The organism is Rugosibacter aromaticivorans, assembly GCF_000934545.1.
Taxonomy (GTDB): domain Bacteria; phylum Pseudomonadota; class Gammaproteobacteria; order Burkholderiales; family Rhodocyclaceae; genus Rugosibacter; species Rugosibacter aromaticivorans.
This window is the reverse complement of the sequence record NZ_CP010554.1, coordinates 75,140-91,241: the sequence shown is the minus strand read 5'-3', so window position 1 is coordinate 91,241 and position 16,102 is coordinate 75,140. Positions and strand designations below refer to the sequence as shown.

General features: G+C 65.7%; 25 protein-coding genes. 5 read left to right on the top strand and 20 right to left on the bottom strand.

The genetic code is table 11. The features are described 5' to 3' along the window. The first annotated feature begins 91 nt into the window (after positions 1–91). Together PG1C_RS00525 and PG1C_RS00520 are read left to right on the top strand one after the other, a co-directional pair. The gene (locus PG1C_RS00525) at positions 92–454 is read left to right on the top strand and encodes a hypothetical protein (RefSeq protein ID WP_202635510.1); all 363 of its coding nucleotides are present in this window, start codon (positions 92–94) and stop codon (positions 452–454) included. Beyond that, positions 454–678 carry a hypothetical protein gene (locus PG1C_RS00520; protein ID WP_202635509.1) on the top strand — a complete coding sequence of 75 codons (225 nt, stop codon included), beginning with the start codon at positions 454–456 and terminating at the stop codon, positions 676–678. Before PG1C_RS00525 ends, PG1C_RS00520 begins: the two co-directional genes overlap by 1 nt. Here PG1C_RS00520 and PG1C_RS00515 read toward each other — a convergent pair. The 16 genes from PG1C_RS00515 to merR form a co-directional block, all read right to left on the bottom strand. Then, complete coding sequence (locus PG1C_RS00515; RefSeq protein ID WP_202635508.1) at positions 638–1,879, bottom strand: site-specific DNA-methyltransferase; 1,242 nt, start codon at positions 1,877–1,879, stop codon at positions 638–640. The two genes, PG1C_RS00520 and PG1C_RS00515, sit on opposite strands and share 41 nt — an antisense overlap. Continuing rightward, on the bottom strand, positions 1,876–3,309 hold the full coding sequence (locus PG1C_RS00510; RefSeq protein WP_202635507.1) for a site-specific DNA-methyltransferase: 1,434 nt from the start codon (positions 3,307–3,309) through the stop codon (positions 1,876–1,878). Before PG1C_RS00510 ends, PG1C_RS00515 begins: the two co-directional genes overlap by 4 nt. Positions 3,310–3,636: 327 nt before the next feature. Continuing rightward, positions 3,637–4,035, bottom strand: a complete 399-nt coding sequence (locus PG1C_RS00505; protein WP_202635506.1) for a DUF6362 family protein — start codon at positions 4,033–4,035, stop codon at positions 3,637–3,639. Then, positions 4,028–4,237 (bottom strand): hypothetical protein, encoded by a 210-nt coding sequence (locus PG1C_RS00500; RefSeq protein WP_115075783.1) that lies wholly within the window; start codon positions 4,235–4,237, stop codon positions 4,028–4,030. The genes PG1C_RS00505 and PG1C_RS00500 overlap by 8 nt, the downstream gene beginning before the upstream one ends. Position 4,238: 1 nt before the next feature. Then, positions 4,239–4,715, bottom strand: coding sequence for a crossover junction endodeoxyribonuclease RuvC (locus tag PG1C_RS00495; protein WP_202635505.1), 477 nt, complete (start codon positions 4,713–4,715; stop codon positions 4,239–4,241). Positions 4,716–4,858: 143 nt separating this feature from the next. Next, a complete protein-coding gene (locus tag PG1C_RS00490; protein WP_202635504.1) occupies positions 4,859–7,138 on the bottom strand; it encodes a phage/plasmid primase, P4 family in 2,280 nt (759 codons plus the stop codon). Next, entirely contained in the window at positions 7,131–7,358 is a 228-nt protein-coding gene (locus PG1C_RS00485) for a helix-turn-helix domain-containing protein (RefSeq protein WP_202635503.1), read from the bottom strand. Before PG1C_RS00485 ends, PG1C_RS00490 begins: the two co-directional genes overlap by 8 nt. Beyond that, complete coding sequence (locus tag PG1C_RS00480; RefSeq protein ID WP_202635502.1) at positions 7,355–8,092, bottom strand: PD-(D/E)XK nuclease family protein; 738 nt, start codon at positions 8,090–8,092, stop codon at positions 7,355–7,357. The genes PG1C_RS00485 and PG1C_RS00480 overlap by 4 nt, the downstream gene beginning before the upstream one ends. Continuing rightward, the gene (locus PG1C_RS00475; RefSeq protein ID WP_202635501.1) at positions 8,089–8,577 is read right to left on the bottom strand and encodes a DUF6511 domain-containing protein; all 489 of its coding nucleotides are present in this window, start codon (positions 8,575–8,577) and stop codon (positions 8,089–8,091) included. The genes PG1C_RS00480 and PG1C_RS00475 overlap by 4 nt, the downstream gene beginning before the upstream one ends. Before the next feature lie 9 nt (positions 8,578–8,586). Further along, positions 8,587–9,222, bottom strand: a complete 636-nt coding sequence (locus tag PG1C_RS00470) for a hypothetical protein (RefSeq protein WP_202635500.1) — start codon at positions 9,220–9,222, stop codon at positions 8,587–8,589. Between the two features lie 5 nt (positions 9,223–9,227). Next, positions 9,228–10,082 carry an ATP-binding protein gene (locus PG1C_RS00465; protein WP_202635499.1) on the bottom strand — a complete coding sequence of 285 codons (855 nt, stop codon included), beginning with the start codon at positions 10,080–10,082 and terminating at the stop codon, positions 9,228–9,230. Further along, positions 10,082–10,843, bottom strand: coding sequence for a BRO-N domain-containing protein (locus PG1C_RS00460; RefSeq protein ID WP_202635498.1), 762 nt, complete (start codon positions 10,841–10,843; stop codon positions 10,082–10,084). Before PG1C_RS00460 ends, PG1C_RS00465 begins: the two co-directional genes overlap by 1 nt. A gap of 2 nt (positions 10,844–10,845) precedes the next feature. Then, positions 10,846–11,127 carry a hypothetical protein gene (locus PG1C_RS00455; protein ID WP_202635497.1) on the bottom strand — a complete coding sequence of 94 codons (282 nt, stop codon included), beginning with the start codon at positions 11,125–11,127 and terminating at the stop codon, positions 10,846–10,848. Positions 11,128–11,129: 2 nt separating this feature from the next. Further along, entirely contained in the window at positions 11,130–11,609 is a 480-nt protein-coding gene (locus PG1C_RS00450) for a hypothetical protein (protein WP_202635496.1), read from the bottom strand. An 11-nt stretch (positions 11,610–11,620) separates the two neighbouring features. Further along, positions 11,621–11,884, bottom strand: a complete 264-nt coding sequence (locus PG1C_RS00445) for a helix-turn-helix transcriptional regulator (RefSeq protein ID WP_060121180.1) — start codon at positions 11,882–11,884, stop codon at positions 11,621–11,623. Positions 11,885–12,052: 168 nt separating this feature from the next. Then, entirely contained in the window at positions 12,053–12,484 is a 432-nt protein-coding gene (gene merR, locus PG1C_RS00440; protein WP_202635495.1) for an Hg(II)-responsive transcriptional regulator, read from the bottom strand. A gap of 41 nt (positions 12,485–12,525) precedes the next feature. Here merR and merT point away from each other — a divergent pair, with 41 nt between their 5' ends. Genes merT through PG1C_RS00425 form a run of 3 tightly spaced genes read left to right on the top strand, consistent with a single transcriptional unit; the run spans position 12,526 to position 13,427 of the window. Then, positions 12,526–12,900, top strand: a complete 375-nt coding sequence (merT, locus tag PG1C_RS00435; protein ID WP_202635494.1) for a mercuric ion transporter MerT — start codon at positions 12,526–12,528, stop codon at positions 12,898–12,900. 15 nt (positions 12,901–12,915) lie between these two features. Then, positions 12,916–13,209, top strand: a complete 294-nt coding sequence (gene merP / locus PG1C_RS00430; protein ID WP_202635493.1) for a mercury resistance system periplasmic binding protein MerP — start codon at positions 12,916–12,918, stop codon at positions 13,207–13,209. Beyond that, positions 13,206–13,427: a GDCCVxC domain-containing (seleno)protein gene (locus PG1C_RS00425; protein ID WP_202635492.1), complete on the top strand. Its 222-nt coding sequence runs from the start codon at positions 13,206–13,208 to the stop codon at positions 13,425–13,427. The genes merP and PG1C_RS00425 overlap by 4 nt, the downstream gene beginning before the upstream one ends. A 3-nt stretch (positions 13,428–13,430) precedes the next feature. Here PG1C_RS00425 and PG1C_RS00420 read toward each other — a convergent pair whose 3' ends face one another. Genes PG1C_RS00420 through PG1C_RS00405 form a run of 4 tightly spaced genes read right to left on the bottom strand, consistent with a single transcriptional unit; the run spans position 13,431 to position 15,986 of the window. Further along, entirely contained in the window at positions 13,431–13,901 is a 471-nt protein-coding gene (locus PG1C_RS00420; protein WP_202635491.1) for a hypothetical protein, read from the bottom strand. Further along, complete coding sequence (locus PG1C_RS00415) at positions 13,898–15,310, bottom strand: recombinase family protein (protein WP_202635490.1); 1,413 nt, start codon at positions 15,308–15,310, stop codon at positions 13,898–13,900. Before PG1C_RS00415 ends, PG1C_RS00420 begins: the two co-directional genes overlap by 4 nt. Next, entirely contained in the window at positions 15,307–15,774 is a 468-nt protein-coding gene (locus tag PG1C_RS00410) for a DUF2924 domain-containing protein (protein WP_202635489.1), read from the bottom strand. The genes PG1C_RS00415 and PG1C_RS00410 overlap by 4 nt, the downstream gene beginning before the upstream one ends. Beyond that, positions 15,771–15,986, bottom strand: a complete 216-nt coding sequence (locus tag PG1C_RS00405; RefSeq protein ID WP_202635488.1) for a hypothetical protein — start codon at positions 15,984–15,986, stop codon at positions 15,771–15,773. Before PG1C_RS00405 ends, PG1C_RS00410 begins: the two co-directional genes overlap by 4 nt. Positions 15,987–16,102 lie beyond the last annotated feature (116 nt).

Sequence of the window (16,102 nt, the reverse complement as noted above, 5' to 3'; positions counted from 1 at the left end):
TTGATCGAGAAAGAAGCCAGGAACAGCTTGGCTTCTCAATCGAACAGCGCGTTACTACAGGTGTCGCAACGATCAACCCGGAGAAGACACCATGACCACCAACCAGATACCCGCCACCCAAAACGAAGCCTGGGGTTTTTGGGGCACGATGACCGAACACGCCAGCGCTGCATGGCCCTTGGCCATGAACGCCATTTCGGACGCCACCCACCAGCCCCCCGAATCGGTGCGGACCTTCCTCGACAGCCGCCACGGACGCCACTTTGCAGACGACGTCCAGAACGGTTTGTACCAAGGCCAAGCCTTGCAGGATGCGATAAACGCCGCCACCGAACGTTGGATGGGCTGGACGGTTGGCCGCCAGACCAGCAAGCAGTACGGCATCCCACGCGGCCTGCCTTACCTGACAGGCTTTGTGATCCACTGCGAAATCTGCGAAGAGATGGCTGCCTGATGAAAACACCCGCCAACGAACGGGAGCAGGCGCTGCGTTGGCTGATTGCCAACCGGCGTCCAGACATCTCCATCGAGCAGGCTGTGCGCGTCATGTGCATGGCACTGCCGCGCGATCTCACCACCATGCAAATCCTGCGGCGCATCGCCGAGGAAGAAGATACCAAGCAGCCCGGCCAGCCATTCAACTGGCGCACAATTCCTGGTCTGCCGCCTCGCGGATAGCCGTCTGGCCGGTGAAGTCCTCCCACCGGCGCACGATCACATCCGCGTACTTCGGATCGAGTTCGATCAGCCGCGCGACGCGCCCCGACTTTTCGGCCGCAATCAACGTTGTGCCAGAACCACCAAACGGATCGAGCACCACGTTACCCGGGCGGCTCGAATTGCGGATGGCTCGCTCGACCAGCTCCACCGGCTTCATCGTCGGATGCAGATCGTTCTTCTGCGGCTTTTTGATAGCCCACACATCGCCCTGATCGCGGTCACCACACCAGTGGCGTTGTGCACCCTCAGGCCATCCGTACAAGATCGGTTCGTACTGGCGCTGGTAGTCGGCACGGCCCAGCGTGAAGGTGTTCTTGGCCCAGATGATGAAAGTCGACCACTTGCCACCGGCGGCGCGAAAGGCGGCCTGCAGCACATCCAGCTCGCTGGATGACATCGCCACATAGATGCCGCCCCGGCAGTTCGCCACGGTGGGCGTCAATGCTGCCAACAGGAAGTCGTAGAAGCCATCGCCCAAGTTGTCGTTGAGGATCGCGCGATCCTTGCCGCGCATCTTGTCCTTGGCGCTGTTGGCGTAGTTCACGTTGTACGGCGGGTCGGTGAAGACCATGTCTGCCACGTCGCCCTGCATCAGCCGGGCATAGCTCTCTGCCACGGTCGAGTCGCCGCACAGCAGGCGGTGATGGCCCATGATCCAGACATCGCCCGGGCGCGAGATGGGTGTCTCGCCAACCTCCGGTACCGCGTCCTCATCGGTCTGGCCCTCATTGTCCGGCTCGTCGCCCGCGATCAGTTCGGCCAGCGCGTCGGCGTCGAAGCCGGTGATGTCCAGATCGAAACCTTCCAACTGCAAGGCCTCCAGCTCGATGCGCAACATAGCGTCATCCCAGCCAGCGTTCTCCGCGATGCGGTTGTCTGCGATGACCAAGGCGCGGCGCTGGGTCGGGCTCAGGTGATCAAGGACGACCACGGGCACGATCTCAAGCCCAAGTTTCTGCGCAGCGGCCAAGCGTCCATGCCCAGCGACGATGATGCCGTCACTGCCTGCAAGGATCGGATTGGTGAAGCCAAACTCGGCAATCGATGCGGCGATCTGCGCCACCTGATCATCCGAGTGCGTCCGCGCATTGCGGGCATAGGGCAGCAGTTTGGCTGTCGGCCACTGCTCAATCTTGTCTGCCAACCAGGACGCGCTCATTGTTCTACCTCCGTGGTCGCCAGCCGTTCTGTGGCCACGTCGTCGAAGGACTGGCCCGATTTGATTCCACAGCCTGCGATGAGCGTGACCGGCACGCCGGGGTGGTTTTGCTGAAAACGCTTGATAGCCACGTCCACGTACTCCGGCGCAACTTCCACACTGCGGCAGATCCGGCCAGTGCGCTGCGCGGCCAGCATCGTCGTGCCACTGCCGCCGAAGGGCTCGAACACGACGTCACCCGAATCGGTGTAAGCCTCGATGGCAAACTCAGGCAATGCGACCGGGAACACGGCCGGGTGATCAATGTCCTGCCCGATCTTGCCCTTGTGACGCATCACGCGAATCACCGAATCGGGGATGCGGGTGTCCTGCGTCGGCAGACCCTTGTGCGTCCAGCCGCCGACCTCGCCATCCTTACCGCGCATCGCCATGGACGACCCGTCAGCGCGCAGGTGCGATTCCTGGCCTGCATGCTTGCAAGGAACAATCTTATTGGGTTTGCGGGTGCTGCGATTGAAGTGAAAAACAAACTCGAAGCTGGGAGCCAATCGGCCCTGCCAGTCGCCGGGCATGCCTGGCCCCTGATCCCAGACGTACCACGCGAAGCGCCGCCACCCCTGCTGACGCATCCAGGACAGCCAGCCGTCCCAATAGGGGATGACTTCGTTGTCGCGGTGGATCAGCCCAAGATTGACCAGCACCTGTCCGTCGTCCGTCATCGGCAGATGTGCGAACACACCGCGCATCAGGGCATCCCAATCGGCAATGCCGCCGGAGGTGTAGTCGCGCTGGTTGCCATACGGCGGCGAGGTGAAGCAAAGCTGCGCGGTGTCACCCTGCATCAGCGTGGCAACCACGGCTGGGTCGGTGGCGTCGCCACAGATCAACCGGTGCGAGCCGATGGCCCAGACATCTCCCTCGCGCGACACCGCCACCACTGGCGTGTCAGGTACGTCATCAGTCGTATCAGGTTCATCGGCGTTTGCACCATCCTGCGCCGCTGGTTCACCTTCAGTCGACGTGGCATCTGCCAGCAGCGCATCGATCTCGATGTTCTCGAAGCCGGTCAGCGCCAGTTCGAAACCCGCTTCGGAAAGCTCCGCCAGTTCGAGCGCCAACATCTCCTCATCCCAGCCAGCGTCAAGCGCCAGCCGGTTGTCGGCGATGACCAAGGCGCGCTTTTGTGCGGTGGTGAGATGGGCCAGCTCGATCACCGGCACCTGATCCAGCCCCAGCTTGCGTGCGGCAGCCAAACGACCGTGGCCCGCGATGATGCCGTTGTCGCCGTCGACCAGGACCGGATTCGTCCAGCCGTATTCGACGATGCTGGCGGCGATCTTGGCGATTTGCGCATCGGAATGAGTGCGCGGATTGCGGGCGTAGGGAATCAGCGCCTCGACCTTGCGGTACTCGACGTTGAGCGTATTCAAAGATGGTGTCCTGAAAATAGAAAACCCGCCGACGAAGCCGTGGGCGGGTTTGTGGGTTAGTGCGAACTGACGGGTGCGAACCGCGAACCGTGCGAACCTTGGTTCGCACCCTGACGCTAAAAAAGCGCCGCGCTCGCGCCCCCCGCATGGCGGTTTGGGAAGGAAGGACCCCTTTTGCCTCGGGCCGCTCGCCGCGCCGTCACCGCTGTCCAGAAGATAGCTGAAATACTACCGCCGGATCGGCGAATCTGTTGCAGGGTCAAAAACCGCTCACTGCCGCCGATGCCCGCGCATTGCCGACCACCCGCGCCAAATCACGCCAAATCACTACGCCGTGACGACGCCATTGAGCTGGTCGGCGACCGTCTGCAAGGCGCGCTGCCAGCGCCGCCATGCCGTCGTCCGGTCGCAGGCGAAGCGGATGGTGATGTCGCGCCAGCCGTAGCGCTTGGCCCGCATCCACACGAGGTGGCGCTGCTCGACCTCCAGCCACTGCACCCACTTCATCGTCTCCAGCATCCGGTCGATGGCGTCCGGCGTCGGAGGGAGCGGTCGATAGACATGCTCATCGGCCGCGAAGGCTTCCCACTCCTTGCGCACGATGATCGGCCAGGTGTTGAAGTAGCCCTGCACGCGCACGGGCGGCAGGCGTCGTCCGGTGCTGGCCGCCTCCTCGAAACGCGCGGCCACGTCTTCGATTGTCCAAGCAGCGCGACGGTCAGCCATGGCGTGCGCCTCCCTGTCCGTAGAGACGTTCGCCGATGCGCCGGACGAACTCGCGCTCGATGAAGTCCAAGCGTTCGTCGGCGGCGTTGACGACGAGGATGTGCTGGTCGCGCCAGCCACGTTGCTTCATCGCTTCGAGGTCGGTGGTCTCGGGCTGGAGGCGGCCCAAGGGGCAGCGATAGGGGGGCGTCGGAATCTTCATCTCACGCCTCCTGTTCGAGATCGTGCTGTGCGATGGCCCAATGCAGCAGCGCCAGCGCGTCGGCTTCGTTGTCGTCGCTGGGCGTGTGGCCGCGTGCGCGGACGGATGCAATCACCTCGTCCTTGCCCGCGTTGCCCTTGCCGGTGGCGTGCTTCTTGATCGTGCCGACCGGTACGCCCTGGTAGGGAATCTGGTGGTGCTCGCACCACGCGGTGAGCGTGGCGAGGAAACCGCCGTAGGCGTGCGCCGCGTCGGTCGAGACGTGGCGGCGCACCTCCTCGAAGTGCAGTGCGTCGATGCCGTCGGCCACGGTCTTCAGTTCCGTGAGCCAACGCTTGAAGCGCAGGAAGCGCATGCCGCCGCCTTCGAAGCGTTGCGGGCGGAAGCTCTCGCTGCCGCTGGTGATGCTGCCGTCGCTGCCGCGCAGCGCCCAGCCGGTGGTGGTGCCCAAGTCGAGGGCGAGGATGGTCGTGGTCATGGTTGCAGTCCTTGTTTCGGTTCGGACTGACGCATCCGGCGCAGCACAACGAAACTTTCCATGAGGCGTGCGCGCGCACGCGCGCGTAAGAGACTTACGTTGTGATGCGTCAAAAGCGTCAGTCGGGTGTGTCGGCATGGCGGTCAGTCGTCGGCGTATGGGGTGTAGGCGGGCTTGGGCGGGTGCTTGAGGCCAATGCCACGGAAGCCGCGAACGCCCGCCGTGTTGCGCCATTTCTCGACGCCACGGGTGATGAGCAGATCGGAGAAACGGCGCTGCGAGCCGATGAACTCGCCAGCGGAATCGGCCCATTGCTTCCAGTCGCCGAACAGTTCGGCGGTCAGCGACTTCGCGTTGGCCTCGCGCACGCAGCGTTCGTCGAGCCAGCGGCCCAGCGCGTCCTCGGATTCGAAATACTCCTCGGTCGCCGACACCACGCTCGCAGGTGGTTTCAATCCTTCGCGTTGCCACACGAGGCATCCGGCCACTGCCCACGCCAGAATCCCATCGCGCTCGGCGAGCAACTTGTCGGTCAAGTTGCCATCGCGCCGTTCGGGCGGGATCGTCACCGTGAAAGGGATCAGGTGCATCCGCCGCTTCATCGCCTCGTCGATGTTGCGAATGGCGGGCTTGTGGTTGCCGACGATCACTGGCTTGAACTGCGGCGTGTACTCGAAGAAGTCCTGCCGCATGAAGCGCGCGGAGATCTTGTCGCCGCCGGTGATGGCCTTGACCTTCGATTCGTTCAAGCGCCGCCCCTGTTCCGTTTCGATGGCCGTCACGAAGCGTGCGCCGCGAAGTCCGGCCAGATCGGTCGGATGGCGGTCGCCGCGCGTTTCGACGAAGGTGTCCATCGACGCGGTCGAGGCGTAGTCGCCGAGGATGGTGCTGACCACGTTGGCGAACACGCTCTTGCCGTTGGCACCGGTGCCGTAGAGGAAGAACAGTGCGTGGGCGCTGGTCACGCCCGTCAGGCAGTAGCCGACCATCCGTTGCAGGTAGGCTTGCAGCTCGGCATCGCCGCCGGTGATCTCCACCAGGAACTGCCGCCAGATTGGGCAGTCGCCACCCGGCGTGGCCGTGGTGATCTTGGTCATCCGGTCGGCGCGGTCGTGTGGCCGCATCCTGCCGGTCTTGAGATCGACCACGCCACCGGGCGTGTCGAGCAGCCACGGGTCGGCATCCCATTCGGCAGTGGTGGCCGCGTGCCTGCGATCCGCGCGCGCCAGCCGTTCGACGCCGCCGACGGTGCCCGAGCTGGCCAGCTTGGCGGCGATCTTGGGGTTGTCCGCATGGACGGCGGCGTGACGGCAGACGCTGCGGATCAGGTCGGTGGCCGCCAGCGTGTCCTCGGTGCGCCAGCGATGCCCATCCCACACCAGCCAGCGGCCCCACGCGGCAACGTAGCGCCAGTCGCGGTGGTAGCGCCGGGTGAAGGCCAGCGCCAGCGCATCCTCCGTGCCCCAGACCGATTCGTCGGTGCTGACGACCGGCTCGGTGTCGTCGGCGACGTCGTGCATCTGGAGACGCGGGCCATGGGTGAGGAAGGCTGCGACGTCGAAGCCATCGATCACGGCGTCCGCCGCGTCCCAACCGTCCGCCGCTTCCTCGGGCGGATACAGGATATGACAGGTTTTCGCGCCCGCCGACAGGATGGCTTGCGCCGCTTGCGTCGCGTACTCCCAACCCGGTTTGTCGCGGTCGGGCCAGATCAGCACGGCCTTGCCTGCCAGCGGCGACCAGTCGGTCTTCTCGACCGGCGCGTTCGCGCCGTGCATCGCCGTCGTCGCGACGATGCCAGCGTCGATCAGCGCCTGCGCGCATTTCTCGCCCTCGACCAGCACCACCAGCGATGCGCTGGTCATGCCCGGCTGGTTGTAGAGCGGGCGCGGATCGGGCGGAGCCATCTTGCGACGGCGCGCGTCCCACGGACGGAACTCCTTCTTGCGGCCGGGCGGGTCGTAGCGGTAGACGACTGCGATCAGCTTGCCAGAGGCGTCGAGGTAGTCCCACTTCGCGGAGGCCGGGCCGAGGTCGTCGACGGGCGGCGCCGATTTTGATTTGCGCGCCGGTGCCGCCGGAGCACGCCCGAGCAGTTCGGTCGCCGCATCGAGCACGCGCGGAAAGTCGGCGTGGGTGTCGATGCCGAGGTGCGCGGCGATCAGCGTGAAGATGTCGCCGCCGTCACCGGTGGCGCGATCCGTCCACAGGCCTGCCTTGTCGCCGGTGAGCACGATCTCCAGGCTGTCGCCCGGGCTGCCGAGCACGTCGCCGACGAGGAACTTGCCGCCGCGCTTCCTGCCCGCGGGGAACAGCGCGGCCAGCACCGATTCCAGCCGGACGAGCAGTTCGACGCGGATCGCTTCGCGTTCGGCGTCGAGGTCGCGAGGAACAGGCGGTTGCGTGTCGTTGAAATCAAGCATCCGCAGCCTCCTCGCCGGGCGGCTGCTGCGCGACGATCCACGCTTCCAGTTCGTGGGGCTTGAAGCGAACGAGCTTGCCGACGCGGTAGTGCGGGATGCGCCGGGCCTTGCGTTCCTTGGCTTGGGAGAGCCAGTACGACGGCAGGTTGAACATCAGCGCGGCCTGGCGCACGTCGATCAGTTGCTCGCCGAGCAACTGGTTCATCGGAGATTGGCTCATGCCGGTGTCCTCCAGCAGCGGTCTTGCCACGCGCACATGCGGCACTCGAAGTGGGTGGCGTCGTTGAAGCCTCGTGGCAGTAGTTCTCCGGCCTCGGTCGCGGTGATGACCTTGACCGCGCGGTCGGTCATGCGCTGCGCGAGCGCGGCGTCGAAGGGCACCGACTCGACGTAGATCTCCATCGAGTCGGCATTGATCGCGGTGAACAGCGCCGGGTGTTCATGCAGTTGCAGGTGCGCCTGATACAGCGCGACCTGCGCCGCGTACACCGGCTTGGCGACCGCGAGGCCTTTCGCCTCCAGCTCGCGCCACGACTTCGCGCTTAAGGCTTTGTTCTCCCACAGCGCGGGGTAGCGGAAGCCCTCTGGCCCGCCGACGATCACGCCATCGACGTGTCCGCGCAGCCGACCGTGCGCGTCGGAGAAGCCGAACTGCCCACCGTCGGGCTTGCGCGTGCGCAGGTCGAAGCCCGCGTCGCGCAGCCACGCCACCATGCAGTCCTCCATGACGTGACCGCGTTCGAAGATGCGCAGCATCCGGCCGCAGGTTGAGCGCCCGTGATCGACCGGAGCCTTGGCGTACTCGAACTGCAAGGCGCGCTCGCACGCCGCGCCCAGACGCGACGCCCCGAGGTAGTCGCGCGCGGGCTGCTGCGCGCGGACGCGCTGCATGCCGGCATCGACCAGTGCCGTGACTTGGCCCGAGATGCTCGATGAGGAGTTGTAGTCGATCATGGCTTCCTCCCTTTCGGTTCTTCCCAGGGAAGGTCGTCCTCCAGATCAGAGAACGGATTCGCCAGAGGATCGGGTGTCGGGGCCATGCCGCGCACGGGCGGGAACTTGGTTGCCTCGTGGTGCTCGACCATCGCTTCCGTGTAGCAGGTGACGATGGCGTCGATGACGCGCATCGCCTCGGCTTCCGCGTAGTCGCCCAGGGGCTTGCCGAAGCCGATCTCGCCCGCCGCCTCGCCGAAGGCCTTGAGGCATTTGCGCATCGCGGCCAGTTCGACATCAGAGGGATCGATCATGGCGACCTCCCCGATGCCGACGCAGCCTTCCTTCGCGCGCGTCCAGTTGCCGTAGAGCATGTGAAAGGCGTCCTGGCAGCGGCGCGAGCAGAACACCCAGTCGATCACATAGCGGCGCGGATCGGCGGTCTTGAACCGGCCATCGGTGTGGCCGTAGCCGCGCGCGTGTCGTTTGCAGACCCAGCATTTCATCGGCCTCCCTCACTGCGCCCAAGCGGGCTTTCCGGTCACTGGCGCGCGTTGCGGCGCAGGCATGGCGGTGGCGGCGTAGGGCGGCGCGGCTTGCGCCGGAGCGCCCGAGGTGCCGCCACCGCTCTTGGCCTTGGGCGGCACGCCCATGAGCTTGGCGTACTCGGGGTGGTCGGGTTCGACCGCGAGCTTGACGACGTTGCGATCCAGACCCTTGGCGTCCTTCTCGACGTCCACGCGGGCGAGGAACTCGATGCCGTCCAGTTCGTGGAAGCCCTGGATGCGGCGCGCGGCGGCGGCTTGCGGGCTGTTGTCCTGCGGATGGACGTTGCGCGCGCTGTTGAGCACGGCGCGGATGAAGCTGCGTCCCATCTGGCCCCAGGTCGGGCCCTTCTTCGAGTGCAGGCCGATGTTCGACCACATCTTGCGTTTGGCATGCTCGCCGCCGGTGACGACGAACTCGGCGGCGAGGTAGATCGCGCCGGTCTCGAAGGATTCGGTGGCGTAGCCGCCCGTCCAGCCCTGCGCCGGGTCGTCGTGGCCGCCCGGCTTGATGGTCATGCGCACCGGCACCAGCGTGCCCTTGGGGATGAGGTCGAAGCCCTGTTGCTGTTCGGCGTCGTTGAAGTCGTTCCAGTTGCTGGTCATGGCGATTACTCCTGAGATTCGTGGGGTGCGGGAATGGCGGAATGAGCGGCGGCGCTGGCGGGCACGGCTGCGCCCGCGCACTTGGCGATCAGTGCGTTCAAGTCCGGCGGTTCGAGCAGGTCGAGACGACCGCTGCGGTCTTTGGCCGGGTAGCCGTAGGGATTGACGGTGTGGGTGACGAAGGCGCGGTAGGCGCTGCCGTCCTCGGCCTTGATCTCGGCCAGCGTCACGACTTCGTCGACGATGCCGGGCAGTTCGAGGCTGGTCTTGCTGCCCTCGATCTGCGGCACGAACACCTTGCGGTTGTAGTCGTCGAGCCGTTCGTCGAGGATGGCGACGAACACCACGTTCTTGCCGCGCGCGTGTTGCAGGTGGGTCAAGGCGCTGACCATTTCCTGACCGAGCAGGCCGTAGGCACCGCGCATGTCCGGCTTGCCGGTGCGGTCGCTGGTGGCACCCGGTTGCGTCTTGCACCACGCGAAGCACTGGCGCGAGAGCTGCGTAATCGAGTCGAGGAAGAAGGTGTGGTAGCGGTCGAGCTGCGCCGGATCGCCGAACTTCTCGACGACGTGGTCGTAGTGCGCCTGCGAGAACGCGGCGTCCGGTGGCAGCGAGCGATCCGGCCCGGCGAGGAACACGAAGAAGTCGCGCGACTCCGGCCACGAGGCCGGACGGATGGTGTCGCCGGGCCAGTCGGCCACAGCAAGGTCGCCCGCCTCGATGTCGAGGAACAGCGTGGTGGCCGGGTCGAGGTCTTTGAGCCGGGTGGTCTTGCCGATGCCGGACTTACCGAGCATCAGCAGCTTGACGCCCTTGCGCTCGGCCATGCGCTGCTGCGCGGAGATGATCGGGAGGGCCATCACGCCACCTCCTTCAACTCTTCGGCGACGGCGGGATTCCAGAGAATCTGGTAGCCGCTGTGGCCGTTGCGCGAGTACGGCATGGCCTCGGCCCACGCTTCACCGGCATCGGTCAGTTCCCATTCATCGCGGTCATTGCGGAACTGGAAGCCGTGTGATGCCAGCAACTGGTTCGTGGCCTTGGCCGAGCGGTTCAGCAGCTTGCCGAGCTGGGTGGCGTTGAGCGAGCAGATCGGCTCGTTGGCAGCGGGCAACGCGCGGCGCAGGGTTTCGACGGCGAGGCCCGTGTTCTCGTGAATGCACGTCAGCGTCGCCGCCATCGCAATGCCGGTCTTGACGCCCGGCACCTTGGCCACGGCCTCGCCGATCAGCAGGATCGCGCTCACGCGGTCGTGGGTCGGCGCGGGCAAAGCCGCCAGCGCACCGGGGGCGGAGTACGCGCCGGTCTTGCGGATCGCGGGCAGCACCTCGCCGGTCACCCAACGCTTGAAACGCTTGGCGGCGTCCTTGGTGCTGCCGAGGATCAGGGCGTAGAGGCCTGATTCGTTGACGTGGTTGGCGCGCTGCGTGCGCCCGAGGTTGTCGATGATCTCCAATTTCTGGAGATCATCGGCATCGACATGCGACTTGATCGCCTGAGACGGGTTGCCCATCTCCAATGCGTCGCAGACGTCGCTGGCGTTGAACCACGGCAGGCCCGCGTCGTCGACCTGCACGCGCACGGCGTGCGCCTCGAACTGGAAGGGAATGATCGCGCTCATGATCAGCACACCCACGAAACGTCGGCAATGCGGTCGGCCCCACGTGCGGCGCGCTTGCGCACCTCGGTGTGGAGTTCCTCCAGCGCGGTGCGGCGACGACTGAGCGCCAGAGATTCCGCGTTAGTCGTCTGGATGGCGAAGGCCAGTTCGTCCACCGTGGCGGCGTCGAGCGCCACGACGACATCGTGGCCGTCGGCGCCGCGATAGCGGATTTCGTTGGGAAGGTGTTCGCCGTAGATGGACGGCAGCTGCTTGCGCAGCGAAGCGATGAGACTGGTGCTCATGATCAGTGCTCCGAATCGAGGGAAAGGGTGAAGGACGGCTTGCCGGAATCCACGGTGCGAGCGGCGGCGAACTGCTGCTGGAGCGCCGGAGGCCAGTTCGTGAAGCGGGACTCGGAGACGGACAACTTGATGTCGAGGTAGCCCTCGACCTTCTCGCCCGAGGCCACGATGCGCTCGGCGATTTCTGCCAGTTGCTTCTGATCCCAACTGACCTTCTTGGGCAGATCGAACTTGATGCGCAGTTGGCCGTCGTCGAGGTGCACGGTGCCGAAGTCGCGGCCCGAATCGCGCAGTGCCGTGCGGGCCTGCTCGCCGTAGGCGGCATCGAGCGCTGCGTCAAACTTGGCGCGCGCCTTCTTCAACCAGTCGAGGGCCTCGTCGAGGTTCTTGTCGATCTCGGCCTTCTGCACGGCGGGCAGCGCCGCCAGTTGGCTGACGGACATCGCGGCGATGTCGGCGGGAAAGAGGGTGATGTCGTTCATGGCATCGCTCCTCAGACCGCCGCGCGCTCGGACGTCGAGTCGTGCAGCGCCTGGCGCTCAAACTCGATGACCGCGTCCACGGGATAGCCGACGCGCTTGGACAGCTTCAGGTAGCGCGGGCCGCGACCTTCGCTGCGCCAGCGTTGCAGGGTCTTGGGGCTGACGCCCCACCGCTGCGCCAGTTCGTTTTCGTTGAGCACCCGGCGGTCGCCGGGCGAGAGGCTGTTGATCGCCTGCTGCGGCGACCGGGGGATGGTGCTGGTTGGTGTCTGCATGGAATGCTCCTGTTGCGTTGTTGAGGAACAGGTGTCATTCCAGACTTCGGGTGGCGAACCTTTAAGGGACGCAATGGCGAACCAGGCGGGAACTTCGGGTTCGCCAATCCCTGCCCACAGGGCGCAAAAAAGGCGAGCCGGTGGCTCGCCTCATCGAAGGGAATCAGATTAGATGCGCGCGGCGGGCCACGCTTCGTGGAGCGCGTCGATGAGCGGACAGCGCACACGCCCGCGTGTGGTCGAGCACCGCGCCACCAGATCCGCAAGGACGGTTTCGATGCGCTTCAGATCGGCGATGCGGGCGCGGACGTCAGCGAGTTTCTTGCGCCCCTGCTCGCGTGCTTGTTGACAATGTGTGCCGTCCTCGAGCTCGAGCAGATCGGCCACTTCGTCGAGACTGAAGCCCAGTCGCTGCGCCGACTTGATGAAGCGGATGCGGCCAAGCTCATCGCCGCTGTAGCGGCGGATGCTGCCAAGGGGACGATCCGGTTCGGGCATCAACCCCTTGCGCTGGTAGAAGCGGATGGTTTCGACATTGACGCCGGCCGCTCGCGCCAGGGCGCCGATCGTCATCGGCTCGCGATCAGAAATATCGTTCATGGTCTTGACTCCGTACTTAAGTACGGAAGTAAGCTTACGCCATGAAACCAGATTCCCCAACCGCGCGTGCCGACACAGGTAGCGGTCGAATGGCGCTGGCGACCGGGTTCGTCTCCGCGATCCTGGCCTCGACCTGTTGCCTCGGGCCGCTGGTGCTGATCACGCTGGGCTTCTCAGGGGCATGGATCAGCAACCTGACGGCCCTCGAACCCTACCGCCCGATCTTCATCGGCGCGGCCCTCGTCGCGTTGTTCCTCGCCGGGCGACGCATCTGGGCGAGAGCTCCGGTGTGCGAACCCGGACAGGCCTGCGCGGTGCCGTCGGTTCGGCGCGGCTACAAGCTGCTGTTCGGGATCGTTGTCGCCCTGGTGATCGTGGCGCTCGGCTTTCCGCTGGTCGCGCCCTGGTTCTATTGAAGAACGGAGGTTGTCATGAAAAAGCTGCTGGCATGGGCCTGCCTCGCGCTCGCGCTCGCACTGAGCGGGCCGGCGATGGCGGCCCCCAAGACCGTCACGCTGTCGGTGCCGGGCATGAACTGCGCCGCCTGTCCCATCACGGTCAAGAAAGCCCTCGGCAAGGTGCCGGGCGTGGCGAAGACGGACGTGAACCTCGGCAAGCGCGAGGCGACGGTGACCTTCGACAACGCGAGGACCAACGTCGAGGCGCTGATGCGCGCCACCCAGGACGCGGGCTATCCCTCGACGGTGGTCGGGAGCGCGAAGTGAACGCCCTCGTCCTCGAATCGACGCTGCGCTGTCCGGCGTGCGGGCACGCGAAGACCGAGGTCATGCCCACCGACGCCTGCCAGTGGTTCTATGAGTGCGAGGCCTGCCACACCGTGCTCAAGCCCAAGCACGGCGATTGCTGCGTCTATTGCTCCTATGGCACCGTGCCTTGCCCGCCCGTTCAAGAACGGGGCAAGGCGGGCTGTTGCGCCGGCTGAACGTCAGCTTTCGAGAGCCGAGAACCCCAGCACCTTGCGCTGCTCCGCCCAGTCGCGGGGCAGCAGGTCCTGGCGGCCGCGCAGCGTGTGCAGATTCAGAAGCCGGGGCTGGCGGCCCTCGAAGATCGCCTCGACGATGTCCGGGGCCAGCATGGTCATGCGCAGCACCTCGGCCGCCCAGCCTGGCTCCAGTTTCAGCGCGCGCGCCAGGTCGGCGGTCGTCGGATAGACGCCTTCGTCGATCAGCCGCTTCCAGTAGAACGCCTTGCCGAGCGTTTTGATCATCGGCACGTCGAAGCCACCCGTCGCAGTGGCGGCATCGGGCGCGGGCGGGATCAGCAGCTTGCGGTTCTGGCGGCGCTTGATCATTAGCGGCACCAGCGTGACGCGCTGGCCATCGCTGACGTAGCTGCGGGCATCGGTTCCGACCTCGACGCGGATGGCGCGCTTGCGCGGGTTCGTCGTGGTGCTCATGCCAGTGTTTCCTCGGCCTGTGCGCTGGATTCCTCGACCAGCGGATGCGCGCCGATGTCGGCACCGAAGCCGATCCAGCCATCTTCGCGCCAGACGATGTCCAGCCCGTGCCCGTGCAGTTGCACCCGCTCGATCAGCAGCCGCGTGATGCGCTGCTGCTCGGCGGGGAACAACTGCGCCCACACGTCGCCGATGCGCTGCATCGCCACCACCACCTGCGCTTCGTCGAGCGTGCTACCTGCGGGATGTTGCTGGCAGGCGCGCCAGACCGCGATCAGCATCTGCGGAGCCGACAGTGCCGCGTGGATTTGCGCCAGCACCGCGTTCTCGATCTCGGCGGCGGGGAGATGGCCCACGTCCGGCATGCCGGGCGACAGGCTCGCGCCCGCGTTGCGCCGCTTGTGCAGGTACGGGACGTAGTAGCGGTACTGCCGTCCGTTCTTCTTCTTGACGAAGGAGTGCTGCATGCGCTGTCCGTCGGGCGCGAACAGCAGACCCGCCAGCAGCGCCGGATGCTTGGCGGCGTGCTCGCGCGGCGCTTGCTTGCGCCGTTCGATGAAGGCATGCGCCGCGTCCCACAAACCTTGCGGGACGATCGCTTCGTGCTGGGCGGGATACCAGGTGCCGTGGTTGCGGATTTCCCCCAGGTAGATGCGGTTGCGCAGCATCGAGAAGAGGTACTGCTGGTCGATGGTTCGGCCCGAGCGTTCGCGCCCGGTCTGCGTCACCCACGCCTTGGTGGTATGGCCTTCGATGTCCAGTTCGCGCACCAGCCGCGCCGCCGATCCATGCTCGGCGTAGCGCCGGAAGATGTCGCGCACCAGCGCCGCTTCGCGTTCGTTGACGACGAGCTTGCGCTCGAGCACGTCGTAGCCCAGGGGTGGCACCCCGCCCATCCACATGCCCTTGGCCTTGCTGGCGGCGATCTTGTCGCGAATGCGCTCGCCCGTCACCTCGCGCTCGAACTGCGCGAAGGACAGCAGGATGTTGAGCGTCAGCCGCCCCATCGAGGTCGTGGTGTTGAACTGCTGGGTGACCGAGACGAAGGACACGCCGTTGCGGTCGAACACCTCGACCAGCTTGGCGAAGTCCGGCAGGCTGCGGGTGAGCCGGTCGATCTTGTAGACGACGACGGTGTCGACCTTCCCGGCTTCGATGTCGGCCAGCAGCCGGCGCAGCGCGGGGCGATCCATGTTGCCGCCGGAGTAGCCGCCGTCGTCGTAGCCGTCGCCGACCGCGATCCAGCCTTCGTGCCGCTGACTGGCGATGAAGGCGAGGCCCGCGTCGCGCTGCGCTTCGAGGCTGTTGTATTCCTGATCCAACCCCTCGTCGGTGGACTTGCGGGTGTAGACGGCGCAACGCTTCTTCGGCGTGACCGGCGGCAGCGGGTTGGCGCGCGGCGAACTCATGCCGTCACCTTCTTCGATGCCGGCGCCTTGAGGCCGAAGAACACCGGGCCGGACCAGTGGCTGCCGGTGATGTGGCCTGCAATCGCGGACAGGCTCTTGAAGCGTTGCCCTTGGTACTCGAAGTCGTTCGGGCCGCGCACCAGCACGCGATGCTCGACGTCGTCGTAGATGCGCGTGAGGATGGTGCCGGGCAGCAGGCGCTGGCTATCGCCGCGCAGTTGCTTGGGCAGGATGCCGGTTTCGCCAACTTCCTCGAGCTTCTTGCGCAGCGAGGGTTTCAGGCCGCCGAAGGCGCGTTCCTGAATCCGGTAGGCCAGTCGGCTCTCCAGCCAGCCACGATGATGGTGGCCGGGCCGCTCGTCGAAATGCTCGTCCCACAGTTTCCAGAGATCATCCATCGAGAGATGGGGGAGACCGGCGACCTGGGCGGCGACCGAGGTGGTGGATGGTGCGTGTGCCTTCATGGGCGAACTCCGTGGTGGTGATCGGGGTTCGCATTCACGCGCTGTTGGCCGGGGAAGCCAAGGCGAACGCACTCGCTGTTTTCGGTGGTGTCGCGCGACGGACGCGCGCGCAGGCGCAGTAACGCGGCGGCCAGCAGGTCGGCGATTTCCTGATGCGCGTGCCGTGGGCGGTCAGACGGCGGGGAAATGGAGATGGGTTCGAGTTCTGTCATAGCAGGCGTTCCGATGGAAAACGCTGCTCATGCTAGAAACCGAAGGCACTTCGCGTAACGTGATTTAGCGGAAGTGCGCGGGAGAACGATCAAAACCCGAGTGCAGAAACTTCCTT